19 protein-coding genes are annotated in these 19,928 nt (G+C 59.2%); 13 read left to right on the top strand and 6 right to left on the bottom strand.

Annotation, left to right across the window (positions count from 1 at the left end):
* Nucleotides 1-156: 156 nt before the first annotated feature.
* The 5 genes from rpsB (at nucleotide 157) to NX84_RS08755 (ending at nucleotide 4,643) form a co-directional block, all read left to right on the top strand.
* Complete coding sequence (rpsB, locus tag NX84_RS08775) at nucleotides 157-984, top strand: 30S ribosomal protein S2 (RefSeq protein WP_039675925.1); 828 nt, start codon at nucleotides 157-159, stop codon at nucleotides 982-984.
* A 250-nt stretch (nucleotides 985-1,234) separates the two neighbouring features.
* Complete coding sequence (gene tsf, locus NX84_RS08770) at nucleotides 1,235-2,047, top strand: translation elongation factor Ts (protein WP_039675923.1); 813 nt, start codon at nucleotides 1,235-1,237, stop codon at nucleotides 2,045-2,047.
* 229 nt (nucleotides 2,048-2,276) lie between these two features.
* Nucleotides 2,277-3,014, top strand: a complete 738-nt coding sequence (gene pyrH / locus NX84_RS08765; protein ID WP_039675921.1) for a UMP kinase — start codon at nucleotides 2,277-2,279, stop codon at nucleotides 3,012-3,014.
* 71 nt (nucleotides 3,015-3,085) lie between these two features.
* Nucleotides 3,086-3,643 carry a ribosome recycling factor gene (frr, locus tag NX84_RS08760; RefSeq protein ID WP_039675919.1) on the top strand — a complete coding sequence of 186 codons (558 nt, stop codon included), beginning with the start codon at nucleotides 3,086-3,088 and terminating at the stop codon, nucleotides 3,641-3,643.
* 145 nt (nucleotides 3,644-3,788) lie between these two features.
* Entirely contained in the window at nucleotides 3,789-4,643 is an 855-nt protein-coding gene (locus tag NX84_RS08755; protein WP_174519867.1) for a phosphatidate cytidylyltransferase, read from the top strand.
* A gap of 15 nt (nucleotides 4,644-4,658) precedes the next feature.
* Here the strand turns inward: NX84_RS08755 and NX84_RS08750 are convergent, their stop codons facing one another.
* A complete protein-coding gene (locus tag NX84_RS08750) occupies nucleotides 4,659-5,126 on the bottom strand; it encodes a LapA family protein (protein WP_039675917.1) in 468 nt (155 codons plus the stop codon).
* Nucleotides 5,127-5,220: 94 nt separating this feature from the next.
* Between NX84_RS08750 and rlmN the strand changes: the two genes are divergently transcribed.
* From rlmN to NX84_RS08735, 3 genes are all read left to right on the top strand, one after another.
* Nucleotides 5,221-6,327, top strand: coding sequence for a dual-specificity RNA methyltransferase RlmN (gene rlmN, locus NX84_RS08745; RefSeq protein ID WP_039676256.1), 1,107 nt, complete (start codon nucleotides 5,221-5,223; stop codon nucleotides 6,325-6,327).
* 87 nt (nucleotides 6,328-6,414) lie between these two features.
* The gene (locus tag NX84_RS08740) at nucleotides 6,415-7,245 is read left to right on the top strand and encodes an ABC transporter ATP-binding protein (RefSeq protein ID WP_039675915.1); all 831 of its coding nucleotides are present in this window, start codon (nucleotides 6,415-6,417) and stop codon (nucleotides 7,243-7,245) included.
* Complete coding sequence (locus NX84_RS08735) at nucleotides 7,245-8,831, top strand: hypothetical protein (RefSeq protein ID WP_039675913.1); 1,587 nt, start codon at nucleotides 7,245-7,247, stop codon at nucleotides 8,829-8,831. Before NX84_RS08740 ends, NX84_RS08735 begins: the two co-directional genes overlap by 1 nt.
* A 120-nt stretch (nucleotides 8,832-8,951) precedes the next feature.
* Here NX84_RS08735 and NX84_RS08730 read toward each other — a convergent pair whose 3' ends face one another.
* Nucleotides 8,952-9,428 carry a DUF2631 domain-containing protein gene (locus NX84_RS08730; RefSeq protein ID WP_039675911.1) on the bottom strand — a complete coding sequence of 159 codons (477 nt, stop codon included), beginning with the start codon at nucleotides 9,426-9,428 and terminating at the stop codon, nucleotides 8,952-8,954.
* Nucleotides 9,429-9,586: 158 nt separating this feature from the next.
* Here NX84_RS08730 and dxr point away from each other — a divergent pair, with 158 nt between their 5' ends.
* From dxr to map, 5 genes are read left to right on the top strand one after another with little or no spacing between them, the layout of a single operon-like run.
* Nucleotides 9,587-10,753 (top strand): 1-deoxy-D-xylulose-5-phosphate reductoisomerase, encoded by a 1,167-nt coding sequence (gene dxr / locus NX84_RS08725; RefSeq protein ID WP_039675909.1) that lies wholly within the window; start codon nucleotides 9,587-9,589, stop codon nucleotides 10,751-10,753.
* 15 nt (nucleotides 10,754-10,768) lie between these two features.
* A complete protein-coding gene (locus NX84_RS08720) occupies nucleotides 10,769-11,977 on the top strand; it encodes a M50 family metallopeptidase (RefSeq protein ID WP_039675906.1) in 1,209 nt (402 codons plus the stop codon).
* 54 nt (nucleotides 11,978-12,031) lie between these two features.
* A complete protein-coding gene (gene ispG, locus NX84_RS08715) occupies nucleotides 12,032-13,195 on the top strand; it encodes a flavodoxin-dependent (E)-4-hydroxy-3-methylbut-2-enyl-diphosphate synthase (RefSeq protein ID WP_039675904.1) in 1,164 nt (387 codons plus the stop codon).
* A 59-nt stretch (nucleotides 13,196-13,254) separates the two neighbouring features.
* Complete coding sequence (locus tag NX84_RS08710; RefSeq protein WP_039675902.1) at nucleotides 13,255-15,117, top strand: penicillin-binding transpeptidase domain-containing protein; 1,863 nt, start codon at nucleotides 13,255-13,257, stop codon at nucleotides 15,115-15,117.
* A 32-nt stretch (nucleotides 15,118-15,149) separates the two neighbouring features.
* Nucleotides 15,150-16,022, top strand: coding sequence for a type I methionyl aminopeptidase (gene map / locus NX84_RS08705; protein ID WP_039675901.1), 873 nt, complete (start codon nucleotides 15,150-15,152; stop codon nucleotides 16,020-16,022).
* Nucleotides 16,023-16,199: 177 nt separating this feature from the next.
* Here map and NX84_RS08700 read toward each other — a convergent pair whose 3' ends face one another.
* The 4 genes from NX84_RS08700 to NX84_RS08685 all read right to left on the bottom strand — a co-directional run bounded on the left by NX84_RS08700 (nucleotide 16,200) and on the right by NX84_RS08685 (nucleotide 19,798).
* A complete protein-coding gene (locus NX84_RS08700) occupies nucleotides 16,200-16,598 on the bottom strand; it encodes a hypothetical protein (RefSeq protein WP_039675900.1) in 399 nt (132 codons plus the stop codon).
* Between the two features lie 40 nt (nucleotides 16,599-16,638).
* On the bottom strand, nucleotides 16,639-17,061 hold the full coding sequence (locus tag NX84_RS08695; protein WP_039675899.1) for a hypothetical protein: 423 nt from the start codon (nucleotides 17,059-17,061) through the stop codon (nucleotides 16,639-16,641).
* A gap of 337 nt (nucleotides 17,062-17,398) precedes the next feature.
* A complete protein-coding gene (mtr, locus tag NX84_RS08690; protein WP_039675898.1) occupies nucleotides 17,399-18,769 on the bottom strand; it encodes a mycothione reductase in 1,371 nt (456 codons plus the stop codon).
* A 24-nt stretch (nucleotides 18,770-18,793) separates the two neighbouring features.
* Nucleotides 18,794-19,798 carry an alpha/beta hydrolase gene (locus NX84_RS08685; RefSeq protein WP_039675895.1) on the bottom strand — a complete coding sequence of 335 codons (1,005 nt, stop codon included), beginning with the start codon at nucleotides 19,796-19,798 and terminating at the stop codon, nucleotides 18,794-18,796.
* Nucleotides 19,799-19,928 lie beyond the last annotated feature (130 nt).

Here is a 19,928-nt window from a genome sequence, read left to right as displayed (position 1 = left end):
AAGTCGTCGCTTCCTGGGTTAAGGAAGAGACAGTCTGTGGTTAACGCGGTCCCCGTTGAGTCGGGGTGTTGACCTGGGCCTTCGTTGCTAGGGTGCGGGATAAAATACCGCACAATTTTTGCAAAACCGAAACAACGTATAGAAAGCGAGCGAATCATGGCAGTTGTAACCATGCGCGAGCTCCTCGACGCTGGTGTCCACTTCGGTCACCAGACCCGTCGCTGGAACCCGAAGATGAAGCGCTACATCTTCACCGACCGTAACGGCATCTACATCATTGACCTGCAGCAGACGCTGACCTACATCGATGAGGCCTTCGAGTTTGTTAAGGAGACCGTCGCACACGGCGGCACCATCCTCTTCGTTGGTACCAAGAAGCAGGCTCAGGAAGCTGTTGCCGAAGAGGCAACCCGCGTTGGCATGCCGTACGTCAACCACCGCTGGCTGGGCGGTATGCTCACCAACTTCCAGACCGTGTCCAAGCGCCTGAAGCGCATGAAGGAACTGCAGGCTATGGACGCTGCAGAGGACGGCTACAAGGGCCGTACCAAGAAGGAAGTCCTCATGCTTACCCGCGAGCGCGTTAAGCTCGAGCGCGTCCTGGGCGGCATCTCCGACATGACCAAGGCTCCGTCCGCACTGTGGATCGTTGACACCAACAAGGAGCACATCGCGGTCAAGGAAGCTCACAAGCTCAACATCCCGGTTGTAGCCATTCTGGATACCAACTGCGACCCGGATGAGGTCAACTTCCCGATCCCGGGCAACGACGATGCTATCCGCGCCACCAAGCTGCTCTCCGGCATCATTGCCACCGCAGTGGAAGAGGGCAAGAAAGCTCGCGAAGAACGCCAGCTTGCTCAGGCTAAGGAAGCTGCCGGCGATTCTGCTGAGAAGGACGCTCGCGACGCCGCTGAGGCTGCCGCTGCTTCCGACCCGGCTTCCGCCGAGAAGGCTGAGGACGCCGAGAAGTCCGCAGAGTAATCTGCACTGCCCAAAAGCCCCCGCACCGCGCGGTACATACAGACCCGCGGCGATGGGGGCTTTTTCTCACGCGCCACATCATGGCGTGTGACACGCCACCACGCCGTCAACGGGCACCGCGGTGTCGTGCGCGTTACCCTCGCGGGGGAGTTGAGAATCACTAACACCCCCTCAACGCGACGTGGTGGAAGCGATTCAGCTACGCTGTTTCATCGAATACCGTTTACTTCCAAGGAGGAACGCTCCAACTATGGCGAACTACACTGCTGCAGACGTTAAGGCACTGCGTGAGGCCACCGGCGCCGGCATGCTCGATTGCAAGAAGGCTCTCGACGAGTCCCAGGGTGACTACGACAAGGCTGTCGAGTACCTGCGCATCAAGGGTGCAAAGAACGTGTCCAAGCGTGCTGAGCGCGAGGCTACCGAGGGTCTGATTGCCGTGTCCGGCAACACCATGGTCGAGATCAACTGCGAGACCGACTTCGTGGCTAAGAACGAGGCCTTCAAGTCCTTCGCTGCCAAGATTGCTGAGGCTGCTGGCGAGGCCAAGGTTAACTCCGGCGAGGAGCTCAACAACCTCGAGATCGATGGCAAGAAGGTTTCTGAGGTCGTCGACGAAGAGTCCGCAAAGACCGGTGAGAAGCTGCAGGCACGCCGCGCAGTCACCATCGAGGGCGACAACGTTGCTGTCTACCTGCACCAGCGTTCCGCTGATCTGCCGCCGGCAGTGGGCGTTCTCGTGTCCTACGAGGGCAACGCTGAGGGCGCACACGCAGTAGCCCTGCAGATTGCTGCCATGAACGCCGAGTACCTCACTCGCGAGGATGTTCCGGCTGAGGTCGTCGAGAAGGAGCGCGAAATCGCTGAGGCTACCACCCGCGAGGAGGGCAAGCCGGAGGCTGCGCTGCCGAAGATTGTGGAAGGCCGCCTCAATGGCTTCTACAAGTCCGTCGTCCTGCTTGAGCAGGCTTCCCTGTCTGACTCCAAGAAGACCGTCAAGCAGGTGGCTGACGAGGCTGGCACCACCATCACCAACTTCGTTCGCTACGAGGTAGGCGCCTAAACGCCATTTGGGCGCGACGCGCTGACTCACCGTCCCCCTCTCCCTCCCCACGATGTACAGGGGTAGGAGAGGGGGACGTTTGCGTTTTGGGGACGTCGTCAAGCACTGCTCACGCACAGCCGTGGGTGAATATTTATGACGGACGCGGCTATGGTTAAGATGGAACAGAAAAAGTGAAGTGCTCAACTCGGATGCTCAATGTGGAGCACCGCCATGCGTGAAGGAGACGATGAAGGCCGTGACGACCCCTGGACCGAAGCGAACCGGATACAAGCGAGTCATGCTGAAGCTGGGCGGTGAGATGTTTGGCGGAGGCAAGGTTGGCATCGACCCGGATGTAGTGGAAAACGTCGCACGTCAGATCGCCGAGGTGGCTAACCAGGGTACTGAAATTGCCGTGGTCATCGGCGGTGGCAACTTCTTCCGTGGTGCTGAGCTCTCCCAGCGCGGCATGGACCGCGCACGCTCTGACTACATGGGCATGCTGGGCACCGTCATGAACTCCTTGGCGCTGCAGGACTTCCTCAAGCAGCAAGGCATTGACTGCCGCGTGCAGACCTCCATCAACATGGCCCAGATAGCAGAGCCGTACCTGCCGCTGCGTGCAGACCGCCACTTGGAGAAGGGTCGCGTCGTCATCTTCGGCGCAGGTATGGGTATGCCGTACTTTTCCACCGACACCACTGCCGCACAACGCGCGCTCGAAATTGGGGCGGAGGTGCTCTTCTTGGCCAAGGCCGTGGACGGCGTATATTCCGCTGACCCGCGCACCAACCCGGATGCTGAGCTGTACTCCGAAATCACCCCGCGTGAGGTCATTGAGAAGGGCCTGAAGGTAGCAGATGCCACCGCATTCAGCCTGTGCATGGACAACAACATGCCGATCTTGGTGTTTAACCTCCTGACCGACGGCAACATTAAGCGTGCCGTTAATGGTGAGAAGATCGGCACGCTGGTCCAGTCTTAGTACAAACCGGCCGCGACCTGCTAGATTCTTTCCCAGAACTTTTAACTATTGCAAGGGAGTTGTAAACCCTCATGATCGACGAGATCCAGCTCGAAGCAGAAGAGCACATGACCGCCTCAGTGGAGCATGCCCGCGAGCAGCTCCTCACCATCCGTACCGGCCGCGCGAACCCGTCCATGTTCAACGGCTTGGTCGCGGATTACTACGGTGTGCCGACTCCGATTACGCAGATGTCCACTATCTCTGTCCCGGAGCCGCGCATGCTGCTTATCAAGCCCTACGAGCAGTCCATGATTGGTGAGATTGAGAACGCTATCCGCAACTCGGATCTCGGCGTAAACCCGACCAATGACGGTCAGGTATTGCGCGTGACTGTTCCGCAGCTCACGGAGGAGCGCCGTCGCGACATGGTCAAGATGGCTAAGAGCAAGGGCGAAGATGGCAAGATTGCTATCCGCAACATTCGCCGCAAGGCGATGGAGCAGCTCAAGAAACTGCAGAAGGATGGCGACGCGGGCGAGGATGAGGTTATCGCCGCTGAGAAGGAAATGGAAAAGATTACTTCCGGCTACATCGAGCAGGTAGACAAGCTCGTCGCCAACAAGGAAGAGGAGCTCATGGAGGTCTAGCCTCCTGCTATGAACTCCGAACCGCCGCCGCGCCAAGGGCACCGACCAGCACGGCGGCATTTTTCTGTGTAGGACCCCACGATGACATTCCATTACGTGTGAAGGAGTTAGCGTGACCACTGAGCACTCACGGCACACTCGCCGGATGCCTAAGCCGAAGAACAATGCGGGCAGAGATCTGCCCGCTGCCATTGGCGTGGGTGTTGGACTTGGTGCGCTGGTTGTCTTCGCCGTGTGGGCAGGGCCTTTTGTGTGGTACTTGGTGGTCGCAGCAGCGCTTGGCGTGGCCATGTGGGAGGTGCTGACACGCCTGCGCGAGCACTCTTATTACGTGCCACGCACGCTGCTTATCGTCTTGGGGCAAGCGATGGTGTGGGTTTCGTGGTTCCTGAACGCTCCGGGACTCGTAGCGGTCTATGTCGTGGCCGTGCTAGCCCTCATGTTTGGGCGTCTGTTCCACAATGGTCGACATCGCCCGCCGATTAACTATCTGCGCGATATGTCCGTGGGCATCTTCGTTCTGACGTGGATTCCGCTTTTCGGTACGTTCGCGGCGATGCTCTCCCGTGTTGAGACGCCTTTTGCATCCGGAGCGGCGTCCATTGTTGTTTTCATGCTCTGCGTGGTGGCGTCAGATACCGGTGGCTTCATCGCGGGCGTCATGTTTGGTTCGCACCCCATGGCCCCTGCCGTGAGCCCGAAGAAGTCCTGGGAAGGCTTCGCTGGCTCTGTCGTGTTCGGCACCGTCACTGGCGCGCTGTGCTTTGCTTTCTTGCTTCACCATACCCCGTGGGTTGGCGCACTGATGGGCCTTGGACTCGTATTCTGTGCCACGCTGGGTGACCTCGTGGAATCACAATTCAAACGCGAGCTGGGTATCAAGGATATGTCGGACCTGTTGCCGGGCCACGGCGGCCTTATGGACCGACTCGACGGCATGTTGCCGTCAGCAATGGTGACCTGGGTGGCCATGAGTTTCCTGGCCACCCTTACCCCCTAGGGAGTGCTCGGACGCCTAGCGTCGAGCCTGCTTGCGCACCTGGCGGCGCAGCTCAAACATACGCCAGCCGCCGACGAGCGCCATGATGAGTGCACCGGCAATGGCGCAGATGAGGTAGGTAACGCCGGCCGGGAATTCGACAGACCAGTTGAGGAAGTTGAGCGGTACTTCGTGCTGGTTCTGCAGAATGAAGATGATGAGCACAATCAGCAGCAAGAAGCCCACGATGAGGGCGATCCAGGTGCTGGCGGCAAAAGAGCCCTTAACCTTGCCGTTGTTCTTGTCCGTGGTCGCTGCCGGGGAAGTCCCCGTAGTAGTGCTATCAGTCGTCGTGCCGGCGGGTTCGACAGCCCCCGTGGTATCCGGGGTGGTCTCGTAGGCAGTGTTGTCAGGCTGCGCGTCGAAGTTTGTGCTCGGTTCGTTGTCAGCGAAAGGGCCGGAGGTTGAGTGGAGATTTTCAGAGCTATGTTCTGGATTCGTCATACACCTATTAAATAGGTCAACATGTCACTTTCGCCACTCCAGCGGAGCTTCGATTGGATAATGTGGCCAAAAACGTGGAAAAATGGGCCTCACCATGGCTGAACCACTGAAATTGAACTTCTCCGCTCCGCGTCGCGGGCTACCCCCGAAGCACTTCGCGGACTTGACCGAGGACGAGCGCATTGAAGCGCTCGCCGAACTTGGCCTGCCCAAGTTCCGAGCAAAGCAGCTGGCCAAGCACTACTACGTTCACTACACCGCCGACGTTTCCGAGATGACCGACATCCCGGCTGCTTCCCGCGATGCTGTCCAGGAAAAGCTCTTCCCGGAGCTTATGACGCCTATCCGCCAGACTTCCACGGATGATGGCGAGACCACCAAGTCCCTATGGCGCCTGCACGATGGCACGCTGTTGGAGTCGGTCCTGATGCGCTACCCGGGCCGCGCTACGCTGTGCATTTCTTCCCAGGCCGGTTGCGGCATGGCGTGCCCGTTCTGCGCCACCGGCCAGGGCGGCCTTGACCGTAACCTGTCCACGGCGGAGATTGTGGAGCAGTTCCGCCACGCCGCACGCCTCATGGAGGCAGAAGGCGGCCGCCTGAGCAACGTCGTGTTTATGGGCATGGGAGAGCCGCTGGCGAACTACAAGCGCGTCGTCCAGGCAGTCCGTCAGATCACCGGACAGGACTTGACTGGCTTCGGCCTGTCCCAGCGCAACGTCACCGTCTCCACCGTGGGCCTGGCTCCAGCTATTCGCAAGCTGGCGGATGAGGATCTCTCCTGCACTCTGGCAGTTTCCCTGCATACCCCGGATGATGAATTGCGCGATACCCTCGTGCCGGTCAATAACCGCTGGCCGGTCGATGACGTGCTCGACGCTGCCCGCTACTACGCCGATAAATCTGGCCGCCGCGTGTCTATCGAGTACGCGCTTATTCGGGACAAGAATGACCAGGATTTCCGCGCAGACATGCTGGGACAGAAGCTGCACGCAGCGCTCGGTTCCAAGGTCCACGTCAATGTCATTCCGCTTAACCCCACGCCTGGCTCCGAGTGGGACGCAGCGCCTAAGGCCCGCCAGGACGAGTTCGTGCGCCGCGTCATTGCTCAAGGTGTGCCGTGCACGGTGCGCGACACCAAGGGCGATGAGATTGCCGCGGCCTGTGGCCAGCTCGCCGCTGATGAGCGCGAAACTGCTTAGCAGACCGCTTACAGTTTCCTAACAATCTTTTCCCGGCAGGCGTGAGCGTTCTTCCAGTGTTAACGGGTCTTGATACCGTTAACAGTTATGACTCATCCTTATCGTGAGGCGCTTGCACCGGACCCGCGCACCCAGGCCTTGGCCGTGCGCGGCTTGTGCAAGACCTTTGGTAACCAGACTGCTGTTGACCATCTCAACCTGGATGTCCCCCGAGGCACCATTTATGGTGTCGTGGGGCCCAACGGCGCAGGTAAGACCACGATGCTCACCATGGCGTGTGGTCTGCAGCGCCCTGATTCTGGGCAGAGCTTCATCGCTGGGCACGATGTGTGGGCGGATCCCATTCCGGCCAAGCAATCCATGGGGTTGCTCATGGACGGTGCGCCGGTCTTTGACCGGCTGACTGGCGCTGAGTACCTCCACTACCTGGGCGCGCTGCGGCGGCTAGACCGTGGGGAGTCGTTGCGTCGTGCGCAGGAGCTTCTCGACGCCCTCTCGCTTACCGACGCCGCCAACAAACGCATCGTGGACTATTCCGCCGGCATGACGAAGAAGATTTTGCTGGCCGGTGCTGTCCTCCACAATCCGGAGGTGCTCATTCTCGACGAGCCGCTGGAGGCCGTGGACCCGGTTTCTGGACGCCTCATTCAACAGCTGCTGCGCGCTTATGCCTCGCGTGGTGGCACTGTCATTTTGTCTTCTCACGTCATGGAGCTCGTTGAGGGCCTCTGCGATCACGTTGCCATCATTAACGGCGGCCAGGTGATCACCTCTGGCCACGTCGATGATGTGCGCCAGGGACAAAGCCTCTCCGATCTTTTCATTGCAGCCGTGGGTGGGCGAGACTTGGATGCGTCGAAGTTTGGCTGGTTGCGAACCTCGGCAGAGGGATCGCTGGGCACGGAAGGTGCTGAGTAATGACCTCAACACTGTTCCGCCTTCACCGCACCTTGTGGCGGCGTAGCGTGGCTTCCAACGCCTCGTCCATTTTGACGGCACTTCTCATGGCCTTGTACGGCTTCGGCGGTCTTGTCAGCCTCCTTTTTATGGCGTGGGCGGATATTGAACAGCCTGGGCACGGCTTTCAGTCCCTCACGCTGGGCGTTGCCGGCGGCATGCTTATTTATGTCATGCTCGCCATCTTCATGCCGGCGGGGGAGAACCAGCTTTCACCCTCGACATTGGGTGCACTTCCTTTAACGCCACAAGAGGTGTACCCCGGCCTGTTGTGGTCCAGTATGCTCACCACACGCGCCATCTTGTCGGTACTTTTCTCCACCATCTACGCGGTAGCCGGGACCATCATTCTTTCGCTTCAGGGCGCCGGCATCTACGCGGTGCCTTTCGTACTCGGGATGGTTGTGGCGTGCCTGACCACCATCGTCTTGGGGGAGTGCGTCGGGTTCCTCGGCACTGCCATCGCTAATTCCGAAAAGTCCGGCGCGCAGGCAGCCGTCATGATTGTCCTGGGATTGCTTGTTTTCGGCGTCCTTCAGTTGCAGTCAGTGCTGGAGAATCTACCGTCGGTGGGGGCCATGGGTTCGATCGCCGCGTGGTCGCCGTTTGGTGCCGCGGTGGGATGGGCACTTTCGCTTGCCGCCGGCCACTTTGTCACCGCCCTAGCCCAACTTCTCATCGCCCTTCTCACCGCTGCGGCAGTGATGTGGCTGTGGATGCACCAGGTAGCCCAGGCTATGCGCAACCCTGATGCCGGGAAGAATCACGCAGCGGAGGTAACAGGGGAGGGGGTTACCGCATTCGAGATCGGTTCCTGGTCCTACTCGAGCCCGGCCGCCATGGAATTCACTCGCGCTCTGCGTTATATTCGTCGCGATAAGCGCCTGATGGGCTTACTGTTGGCGATGCCCATGTTCGCGGTGCTCGTTATCTATCAGCTGTGGCGCGGCGATGACTTCGTGGCTTATTTCATGTTGTGTTTCAGCGCGGTCATGATGTCCTCCGCTCTGTCCAATGATTACGGCTTTGACGGCCCATCCAACTGGGTCAGCATGGTTGCTCCTGTTCCCCCGCGTGTGATTCTGCATGCCCGGCATCTAGCTCACTTGGTGGTTCCTTTCGTGGGCTACCTTGTGCTGGCGCTCATCGTCATTATCTTTGCGGAGGACACTCAGGTAGCAGTCCTGGCCGTCAGCGCAAGCGTGGGTATGTTCATTGCTACCTGCGCCATCAGCATGGGACTAACCGTGCTGAATCCTTATCCATTGTCGGAGCCTGGTGCCAGCCGCTGGAACGACAAATCTGGTTACTCGGGCGCTGCCTTTGTCGCTGCCTTTGCTGGTCTACTTCTCTCATGGATGCCAGTGGTGCCCGGCATCATCGTCTCCTGGATGGCCTATGACCACGGTTGGCCGCTGGTTATCGGACCTCTGGTATCGCTATTGCTACCCGCGGCGGTGTACGCCGTGGTCTGGCGCAGTGCCGGAAACTACGCTGATACGCACGCCCCCGAAATCTACGCCAAGGTTGACCGTTACGTCAGCTAGCCCGCACACTCCGTGCGTGTGGGCTTGTGTATCCCTTCCTGCAAGCACAAATAACAAAGCTCCCCGTGTCCACTGCATGTGGAGCGGGGAGCTTTAAAGCTGGTGAAGAGGCCTAAAGCCTTAGTTGGACACCGGCTTGGCAGCGTGGCGGCCAGTGACCGGGGTAGCGTTGACGCCTGCGGTGGTAGCGCCACGCAGGTGAGCGATGCGGGACGGCTCAATGTTGAGGGCGCGCAGCTCATCATCAGTCAGCTCAGCGTAGACGTTGTGAACGGTCTTCTGCTCATAGGCCCAGTCCGGCTCCTGGTGGCCTACCGGCTTGTTACGGGCAGTCAGGGTACGTACCTGGGAGAGCTTCGGCTGCAGTGCGTAAATCACCAAACCGAGGGCAATGAGGATAGCGAGGGCGATGAGCCAGACGGTCTCCACGTGGCCCTTGTGGTTACCGAAGTTGTAGGCCAGCAGGAACAGGACGGAAGTCCAGCCAGCGATCTGAACACCCGAGCGGCTGATGCGGGACCAACCGAAACCTGCGGACGGGACGTCATCGGTGGATACGCCGTCGAAAACCTGCGATGCCGGCTTGTGGGAAGACACTTGCTCTCCTTTGTCTGTACACGCAGCTCACCTGCGTGAGCGCACGAAAATGCCAGTTATTCTGTGTAGTAGTTTAAAGCATCCCGACGTTAACCGCGATTAAACACCCCCGCAACCTTGTCGTCGCTGTGCGCGCGACTCCGACTAGGGTTAACAGAGTGAGTACCCAACGCATTCTTATCCTCGGATCTACTGGCTCTATCGGCACCCAGGCACTGGAGGTTATCGCAGATAACCCGGAGAAATTCACCGTCGTCGGCATTGCTGCCGGCGGTTCGAACCCCCAGCTGGTTATTGAGCAGGCCCGCGCCCTCAATCTTTCGTTTGACCACGTGGCCGTCGCCAAGCCTGAGGCGGCACGAGAGGTCTCCGAAGCACTCGGCGGTACTGTGCTCTCCGGCCCGGATTCAGCCGAACAGCTCGTTCGCGCAGTGCAAGCAGATAAGGTGCTCAATGCCCTTGTCGGGTCCATGGGGCTAGCCTCCACCATTGCAACGTTGGAGATGGGTGAAGTACTGGCGCTGGCCAACAAGGAATCCCTCGTGGCCGGTGGATCAATTGTTACCAGGTTGGCGTCGGAGGGGCAGATCGTGCCCGTGGATTCTGAGCACTCTGCCATGGCGCAGTGTCTGCGCGGAGGAAGTGACGCTGAGCTCGATCACCTCGTACTCACCGCCTCGGGTGGCCCCTTCCGAGGGTGGACGCGCGAAGAAATGTGGGAGGTGACCCCGCAGCAAGCAGCCCAACACCCCACCTGGTCCATGGGTCAGATGAACACGCTCAACTCGGCCACGCTGATCAACAAGGGCCTTGAATTGATTGAAGCGACCCTGCTTTTCGACGTTCCACCGGAAAGCATTGAGGTCACCGTTCACCCCCAATCCATCGTGCATTCCATGGCAACCTTCACGGACGGCTGCACGATGGCGCAGTGCTCCCCACCGTCGATGAAGCTGCCCATTTCCTTGGCATTGGATTGGCCGCACCGAGTGCCAGGCGCCCAACCGGCCTTGGACTTTTCGACTGCTCACGAATGGCGCTTTGAGCCCCTCGACGATGTTGCGTTTCCTGCGGTGCGGCTAGCGCGCGAGGCGGCCGCCGCGGGCGGTACCCATGCTGCGGTGTACAACGCGGCCAACGAGGAGGCAGCCGCTGCATTTTTGGCGGGGCGTATCCACTTTCCGGAGATTGTTGACGTGGTTAGCCACGTCTTGGGTGAAGCGACGCAGTTCGCTGGTGTACCCTCTACCGTCGATGACGTCCTCGCCGTGGAAGGTGAGGCCCGCCGCCGCGCGAACGCGCTGGTGGATTCACTCGCTCGATAGAAAGCCCCTTCACCTATGGCAAATGTCCTGGGCATTATTCTCTTCGCTCTAGGAATCGGCATTACTGTTGCCCTGCACGAAGCCGGACACATGTTCACTGCCCGCGCCTTTGGCATGCGTGTGCGCCGTTTCTTTATCGGTTTTGGCCCTAAAGTGGCCTCAGTAAGCCGCGGGCATACCGAATACGGTCTCGCAGCCTTCCCCGTGGGCGGCTTTTGCGATATTGCCGGTATGACTGCCCAGGATGAGTTCCTCACTGAAGAAGAGGAACCGCATGCCATGTATAAGAAGCCATGGTGGCAGCGCATCATCGTGTTGGCTGGCGGCATCACGGTCAACCTGCTTCTGGGCTTTATTATCCTGCTCATCATCGCCATGACTACGGGTTTGCCGAATCCGGATGCGGATGTGCGCCCGCGCGTGGGCGAAGTATCCTGCACGTCTGATCAAAAAGCCGATGGTGAACTCGAACCCTGCCAAGGCTTGGGCCCAGCAGGGGAGGCGGGCGTGGAACCAGGCGATATCGTGCTGGCCCTCAATGGCGAGGCTGTGGACTCCTTTGCGCAGCTGCGGGATACCGTTATGCAGCATCCAGGTGAGACCGTGACACTCGAAGTGGAACGTGATGGCGCTCAACGTTCCTTTGAGATCCCTCTCGCCACGGTGACTCGCCTCAACGCGGAAGGTGAGCTCGTCAGCGTTGGTGCTATTGGCATGACCAACCAGCTCATTGACATCGTGGAGACCTACTCCTTTGTAGAAGCCTTCCCAGCAACGGCGCGCTATACCAGCTTCGTGCTCGACGCGACGGTGCAAGGCATCGCACAATTCCCGGCCAAAATCCCAGGCGTGGTCGCCTCCATCTTTGGACAGGAACGCGATGTTAATGGTCCGATGTCTGTCGTCGGTGCTTCGCGTGTGGGCGGCGAGCTCGTGGAGCGCAGCCTATGGTCGTTCTTCTTCATGATGCTGGCCTCGCTGAATTTCTTCCTTGCCTTGTTCAACCTCATCCCGCTTCCGCCCTTCGACGGTGGACACATCGCCGTCATCCTGTACGAAAAGCTGCGTGACGGAATTCGCCGCCTCATGGGAAAGGAACCGAAGGGTCCGGCGGATTACACCAAACTCATGCCGATTACTTACGCGCTCGCGTTCCTTCTAATGGCGGTAGGTGCGCTCATCATTGTCGCGGATGTGGTGAACCCGGTACGCCTCTTTGGCTAGGCGCACTCGGTGCTAGAGTGGGGGCGTTAAACCTCGATTATCCAAGGAGCGCACATGTCGACCCCCATCGGTCTTGGAATCCCTGACGGCCCACCTCCCACCTTGGCGCCGCGCCGTAAGACGCGCCAGCTGATGGTCGGCCAGGTAGGCGTGGGCTCAGAGCACCCCATCTCGGTGCAGTCGATGACGACGACGAAGACACACGACGTTAACGCCACCCTGCAGCAGATCGCGCAGCTTACCGCCAGCGGCTGTGACATTGTTCGCGTCGCCTGCCCGAAGACAGTGGATGCTGATGCCTTGCCAGCGATTGCGAAGAAGTCTCCCATCCCGGTTATTGCCGATATCCACTTCCAGCCCAAGTACATTTTCGCCGCGATTGACGCCGGATGTGCCGCGGTTCGCGTTAATCCGGGCAACATCAAGGAATTTGATGGCCGCGTTAAGGAAGTAGCCAAAGCTGCCGGTGATGCAGGAATCCCGATTCGCATCGGCGTGAATGCCGGTTCGCTGGATAAGCGCATCATGGACAAATACGGTAAGGCCACCCCGGAGGCACTTGTCGAGTCCGCTCTGTGGGAAGCTAGCCTCTTTGAGGAGCACGGCTACGGTGACATCGCTATCTCCGTTAAGCACAATGACCCTGTCATCATGGTGGAGGCTTACCGCCAGCTGGCCGCTCAGTGCGACTATCCGCTGCACCTCGGTGTCACTGAGGCGGGCCCGGCCTTCCAGGGCACCATCAAGTCCTCTGTTGCCTTCGGCGCTTTGTTGGCGGAAGGCATCGGTGACACTATCCGCGTATCCCTGTCCGCTGACCCGGTCGAGGAGATCAAGGTCGGCGATCAGATTCTGCAGTCGCTGAACCTGCGCCCCCGCAAACTGGAGATTGTTTCCTGCCCGTCGTGTGGCCGTGCCCAGGTAGACGTGTACAAGCTGGCCAACGAGGTGACTGAGGGCCTTGACGGTATGGAGTTCCCGCTGCGCGTGGCCGTCATGGGCTGCGTGGTTAACGGCCCAGGTGAGGCGCGCGACGCCGACCTTGGTGTGGCCTCCGGCAACGGTAAGGGCCAAATCTTCGTCAAGGGCGAGGTCATTAAGACCGTGCCCGAGTCCAAGATTGTAGAAACCCTCATTGAGGAAGCAATGCGCCTCGCAGAGGAACAGGGCCTTGAAGCCGTCAAGGGCGCTAAGGCTGAGGTTCGCGTCACGCAGTAGGCACCTTTCGCGGTGTGGGGCGACCGTCGTGTCGCCTCCACCTGCTACGCTGCCCAAACATGAAGAGGTTGGTGGCGCTGCTGGGCGCAGCAAGTATCGCGGCGTCCTCAGTGGTTGCCTGCACCCCGAAGCCGGTCTCGGCGGAGCCTGTGGCCGAGCAGTTCCTCGAGGACATGGAGACCCGCAACAACGAGGAACTCGCCGCGCTTATCGACGAACCCTCGACCGCCACCTCAACCCTCGATGCCACCTTCGCTGGCCTCCAAGCAGAGGGGCTCGACGTGGAGCTGACTGGTGTGGAACAAGAGGATGCCCGCGCCACCGCTCATTATTCCGTGACATGGACTCTGCCGCGTGACCGTACTTTGCGCTATGACACGTCCATGGCCTTGACTCGCAAGGATAAGGAATGGACGGTGCGCTGGCAGCCCAGCATTGTGCATCCCGATTTGGGTGCTCACCAGCACCTTGAGCTGCGCTCTATAGCCCCGAAGCGGGCAGGCGTGGTCTCCTCCGACGGTGTGGAACTTATGTCTCCGGGACTGCAGTACCGCTTGGTTGTCGACACTGATGCGGCGGGTGATGTGCGCCCAGTCGCGGCCAAGATCTCGAGTGCTTTGAGCCAAGCCCACCGTGATGATGATTCGATTCCCGAAATCGATGCAGGTGAGCTCAGCAAAAAGCTGGAAGGGGTCGACGGTTCCTACTCCGTTGCCATGCTCACTGATGCCCAAGTAGACCGCGTGCGTTCGGCGTTAGAGAATCAAAAAGGCATTCGCTTCAATGAAGAGCCGGCACTCATCACCCGCGATACTGGTCTCGCGCCAGACATTCTCTCCCGTGTCCGTTCCTTGGTCTCCGAGGAGGTCAATGGCACCAACGGGTGGTCCGTTTCCGTGGTCAATGAACATGGCGCAGCGCTGTCTGATGTCGAATATCACGAACCCGAGGCCGCCCCGTCTATCAAGGTATCGCTGGACTATGACGTGCAGCGCGCAGCCCAAGAAGCAGTAAATCTGCGTTCTGAGTATGAAGCGATGATCGTGGCCATGCGTCCCTCGACCGGCGAGATTCTCGCTGTGGCCCAAACTCCTGAAGCTGATAAGAAGGGCGATATCGCCCTGCAGGGCCAGTTCCCCCCGGGCTCGGTGTTTAAGATTATTACGGCCGCGGCGGGCGTCGATAAGCACGGGCTCAACCCCGACTCCATCGTGCCGTGTCCCGGAACCATGGACCTGTACGGGCGCGTTGTGACGAACTACAACGGTTTCTCGCTGGGTTCGGTGCCGCTGCGCCAAGCCTTTGCTCAATCGTGCAACACGACCTTCGCCGAAATCTCAACGAACATGGATAAGGGCGAGCTGCAGAAGGTTGGCAAGCAGTATGGTCTGGGCATCGACTATGAGATTCCTGGCCTGTCGACAATGACGGGTTCCATTCCAGAAGGGGAGACTCCTCTGGATCGTACCGAGGCCGGTTACGGCCAGGGCCTAGACCTTGCTTCTCCCTTCGGTATGGCGCTCGTATCCTCTACCGTGGCGGCGGGCAAGACGCCTACGCCGACCCTTATTGAGTCTCACAAGACAAAGACCTCGGAACAGGTAGAACCACCCAGTCCAGAAACGATTAACCAAGTACGCGACATGATGCGCCAAGTGGTTGTGGGCGGTACAGCTGCGGGTATGCAAGCCGGGGGCACTATCTACGGCAAGACCGGTGAGGCGGAAATTAACGAAGGATCACACGCGTGGTTCACCGGATACCGTGACGATGACATCGCGTTCGCCACGCTGGTAGTGCTGGGCGGTGGCTCAACTATTTCGGTCAACATCACGGATAATTTCCTCCAGCGTCTTGATGAGTATCGCGCTGAAGGCCACGGCGACGTACCCGTGGCCGGGGAACAGCAGCCGCCTTTGTGAGCCTTGAGGACAGAGGGCTACCATGGGTAGTCATGACTACGCGCGCGAAGCTGAAGCAAGAAAAAGATACTCCTATCCGCACAGTTCCGAAGGACATCGAGCGTCCTGAGTACGTGTGGAAGGACACCGTACAGGAGGCTCAAGGCGAGCCCTTCATTCAGACCCCGGAGGTCATCGAGGCGATGCGTGAGGCATCACGCATCGCGGCCAACGCCCTCCAGGAAGCTGGCAAGGCCGTGGCGCCTGGTGTTACCACGGATGAGGTGGATCGCGTGGCCCACGAGTATATGTGTGACCATGGCGCCTACCCTTCCACGCTGGGCTACTTGGGTTTCCCGAAGTCGTGCTGTGTGTCGCTCAACGAGATTGTCTGTCACGGTATCCCGGATACGACGGTGATTGAGGACGGTGACATCGTCAATATTGATGTCACCGCCTTCAAGAACGGAGTCCATGGTGATACGAACGCCACTTTCTTGGCTGGCAACGTTTCTGAGGAGCACAAGCTGCTTGTGGAGCGCACCAAGGAAGCCATGATGCGCGGCATCAAGGTGGCGAAGGCAGGCCGTGAGATTAACGTTATTGGCCGCGTCATTGAGTCCTACGCCAAGCGCTTTGGGTACAACGTGGTAACGGATTTTACCGGCCATGGCGTGGGCCCGACCTTCCACAACGGACTCGTCGTCCTGCACTACGACTCCATGACCTACCGCGACATCCTGGAGCCGGGCATGACCTTGACCATTGAGCCGATGATCAACCTTGGCTCCCTTGACTATGAAATCTGGGATAACGGCTGGACCGTACAAAACACCGATGGCAAGTTCACGGCACAGTTCGAGCACACCATCGTCATCACTGAGGACGGTAACGAGATCCTCACCCTGCCGGGGGAGCTTGACTAAGAGCTAACCGCTGGCACACCAAACCAATTAAGTAACCCAAGGGCCCTAACTGACGCAGATCCGCTAGATTTTGGCGGCGAGTTCAAGATCTGCGTCAGAGGGCCCTTACTTTGGGCCTTGAAGAGTAAAAGCGCCCCACTCCTGAATGGAGTGGGGCGCTTTTACGGCGCTAAGGAATTAGCGGCGGAAGAACGGATCCAGAACGTGTGCCGGAACGATGTGGTTGTACACAGCGAAGTTGTAGGCAGCGGCCAAGGCGCCTGCAATTGCGGTGCCCAGGGCAGCGTAGGTGCCCTCGCGCCAGATCTCGGCCCAAGTCTCGTTGGTGGTGCCATCAGCGGTGTTCTCGCCGAAGAGGTCGGCGCCGGCGACCTTCTTGTCAGCGCCGGTAGCGTCGCCCCACTTGGAGGACAGGGTCTGGTCGCTGTCGTTCTCCTTGACCTCGTCGTTAGCGGAGGACAGCTCGGAGGAGAGGGTGGTCTCCTCGGTCTCAGCAGCGAAAGCTACAGAGGTGCCAGCGAAAGCAACGGAAGCGGCGGTTGCAGCAGCAACGGCGGCGGTGCGGAAGTTACGCATGAAGTTAAAACCTTTCGGAAAAGTGTGTGAGGGAGACGGCTTAGAAGGACGGGCCGTGGACGAAGAAGTTGTAAACAATGCCGATGAGGCCGGCTACGGAAGCCACAGCGCTGGCGATGCCCACGCCGTAGAAGGTCTTGGCCCAGGTTGGCTGACCTTCCAAGGTCTCGAGCTCGCCGTTCTCGTCAGCGTTGTCCTTGTTGTAGTCGGTCTTGGAAGAACCGAAGATGGCACGGCCGTCAGCCTCGGTGCCGATGTTGTCGTCCTCATCGATGTTGAACCAACCGCCGACCTTGGAGGACAGGGAACCGCCCTCCTTGTCGTAAGGCTGACCGCCCTTTGCGTCTTCGACAGCTTCGGTGGTGTTGGAGCCGTCGAAGGTGGCTGCGGTGGCAACGGTGGTGCCGCCGAAAACAACTGCGAGAGCGGTAGCGCCGGCGAGGGCTGCATTGCGGATACGCATATCAAATGTCCTTAATGTCGTACGTGCAAGGCATCCAAACAGAGGAGCCTTGATTCACTGGAATAGGGATTGGTTTGGTATCCCCAAAACACACTGAGCCGGTGAGAGCATCGACTCATTCCGGTGTCTGTATAAAACGTAGCCAACGGCCACTCAAAATGCACGCCGGTTGTGATATTCCTACTCCTTCGCGGGGAGACTACCCCCAAAATAAGTAGGCAGCTGGATGCAAGCTGTGAGATGTTGTCCGTGTAAAGAGTCCCTTACGGTGCGGTTTAGCTGATTGTGCCGGGCGGCGCTGCATCAAAAGTGAAATGCGTCACATCCGTGAATCTAATTACCATTCCAGACCTAAAACAGCATTTTCCACGACTTCTGGTAGAGCCGGATGGATCCAATACTGCGAGCGAGCAAAGTCGCGCAGATCGATGTCATAAGCCATCGCAGTGATGAGTTGCTGGATTAGCGTAGAGGCCTGCGGGCCCATGAGGTGCGCGCCAAGAAGCTTTCCGGTCGCCCGGTCGGCCACGAGCTTGCAGACTCCCGTGGAGTCCTCCATGGCCCAGCCATAAGCGACATCTCCGAAGTTCTGGACCTTGACAGCGACGTCGAAGCCGTTGTCGCGTGCCTGGGCCTCGGTAAGGCCCACCGTGGCTATCTGAGGATGGGTAAAGATAGCGGAGGGAACGTGCTCGTGCGGCATATGCTGCAAGTCCTCTGGGTGAAGGAGGTTGTGTTGCACTGCGCGCTGTTCAGCATTAGCGACGTGCTTGAGCATGTAGGGCGAGGAAACATCACCCAGTGCCCACACGCCGTCGCACGTGGTGCGGCCGAAGTCATCGACCTTGATGCGCCCATCCTCATGCATCTCAATGTTGCTGGTGGACAGATCCATCTGGTCGCCATTGGGCTTTCGCCCGGTGGCGACGAGAATGGCCTCTGCTTCCAGTACGGTGCCGTCATCAAGCGTGAGTCGCACGCCGTTCTCTGTAGATTCGAGAGCTGTGCCGGTGCCGATGCGGACATCGAAACGCTTACGGGCAATGTCATTGAACCGCGTGCTCAGATCCTCATCGAGGAAGCGAAGGAGCTTCTCAGAACGGTTGACCACGGTGACCTTGGTGCCCAAGCCATCAAAGACGTGGGCAAACTCCATGGCGATATATCCGCCGCCCACAACGATGAGGCTCTGCGGCTGCTGCTCCAAACGCATGATGTCCTCGTTGGTGTGAACGGGGACATCGGCGCTGGCGTAGGGCTCGGGGAGAACTGGGCGTGAACCGGTGGCAATGACAATCTGATCGCCGGTAATAGTGTCCTCGCCGCAGCGCAGCGTCTTCGGGCCAATAAACCGGGCATGTTGGTCAAAGACCGTAATATTCGGCGTCTCCTCGCCACGGCGGTAGGCCTCGCCGCCTTGGGCAATCTGGTCGATACGGTTGTGGAAGACGCGGGAGACAATAGCGTCCCAATCCACAGAGTCCACATGCGCGCTGACCCCGAGGCGTTCGCTTTCACGTGCAGTTAGAGCCACGTCGGCGGCGTACACGTACATTTTGGTGGGAATGCACCCGACGTTGAGGCAGGTACCGCCGAAGGTTCCCTTCTCGATGATGGCAATGCTCTTGTCATCAAATTCTGGAGAAGGGATGGAATTTCCCGATCCGGTACCGATGATGACGAGGTCGAAGTGTTGTGCGGAAGTCATGGCGCCATTCTAGGCAACCGCTCACTACTCAGCCGGCACGACGGTACGCAGCCACTCGGCGGAGGCGGAGAAGGCGTCGTCAAGCGGTTCGGGGCGGGAGAGGAAGAGGTCGTGACGGCCGTTGCGGACCACGTGGAGGGAGTAGTGAGGACTTAATTCCTTGGCCCAGCGCTGGCTCTGGCGCGTATCGACGACCGTGTCTGCCGTATTCGACGATTCCGAATACTCCTTGCCCAATTCCGACCTGTGAGAGGTCATCGTCAGCAGCGGCACGCCAATGTTGACGTGGCCGGAGTGGATAGCATCGAAACCACGGAAGACGGCTGCCAGCCAGCCGAGGTATTTCTCGTGCCCACCTAGGGGCTTCAGCGTCAGGTCATAATCCCAGTCGCCATGGTGGCTCGCATGTACCGATTCGCCATACGCAGTGAGGTCGCCGCCGGGAATGGCGAATCGCGGAGCAATTCTCGCGCCAGCGTAAACCACGTGCTTGGCAGCTTCATAGGCAGTATCCGAAATTCCCATCATGGCCAACCAAGGGCTGTTAAGAATAACGCCCGCAATACGCGCGAACCGCGCGGAGTCGGTACGGCGCAGTCGGTCGAGCCACAAGGCGACAATCGTGCCTGCCGTTGAGTGGCCCAGAATAACCACGGAGGGGTTGGGGAGGGCATCGAGCGCTGCGTTCAGGTCGGCGTCGTAATACCGGAGGTCGCTAATGTAATGCCAGGCTTGGCCTTCCTGCCGGGAGCGTCCGCACTTGCGCAGATCCACGGCATAAAAGGCATAGCCCAGCTCATAGAAGTATTCGGCGACGTGGGTGTGAAAGAAATAATCCGTCATGCCGTGGACCCACACGATGGCTGGGCGATCATCGTGAGCGGCAGATTCCTCGCCGCCAGGGCAGTAGCGCACCAGCGTAGCGCGCACGTCCCCCTCACCATCGGGGTCAACGCCGAGCTCAAGTGGGGTGGATTGGAAATCCGGTCCAAGTATGTCGTCGGTCCATGCGCGATTATTAATAGTCATGGCCCACATAATAGGGCGTGAAACTAACTTGGTGCTGTGGGCTGTGTTCACGAAGGCTTATGGCATGCACCACAAAAGGGGTAACTCGCAGCGGATCGGGCATTTCTTTCCTTAGGAATGCCTATTTCAT

It is taken from the genome of Corynebacterium minutissimum (assembly GCF_000805675.1).
Classification (GTDB): domain Bacteria; phylum Actinomycetota; class Actinomycetes; order Mycobacteriales; family Mycobacteriaceae; genus Corynebacterium; species Corynebacterium minutissimum.
The sequence above is the reverse complement of the archived record's forward strand: the minus strand, read 5'-3'. Positions and strand labels throughout refer to the sequence as shown.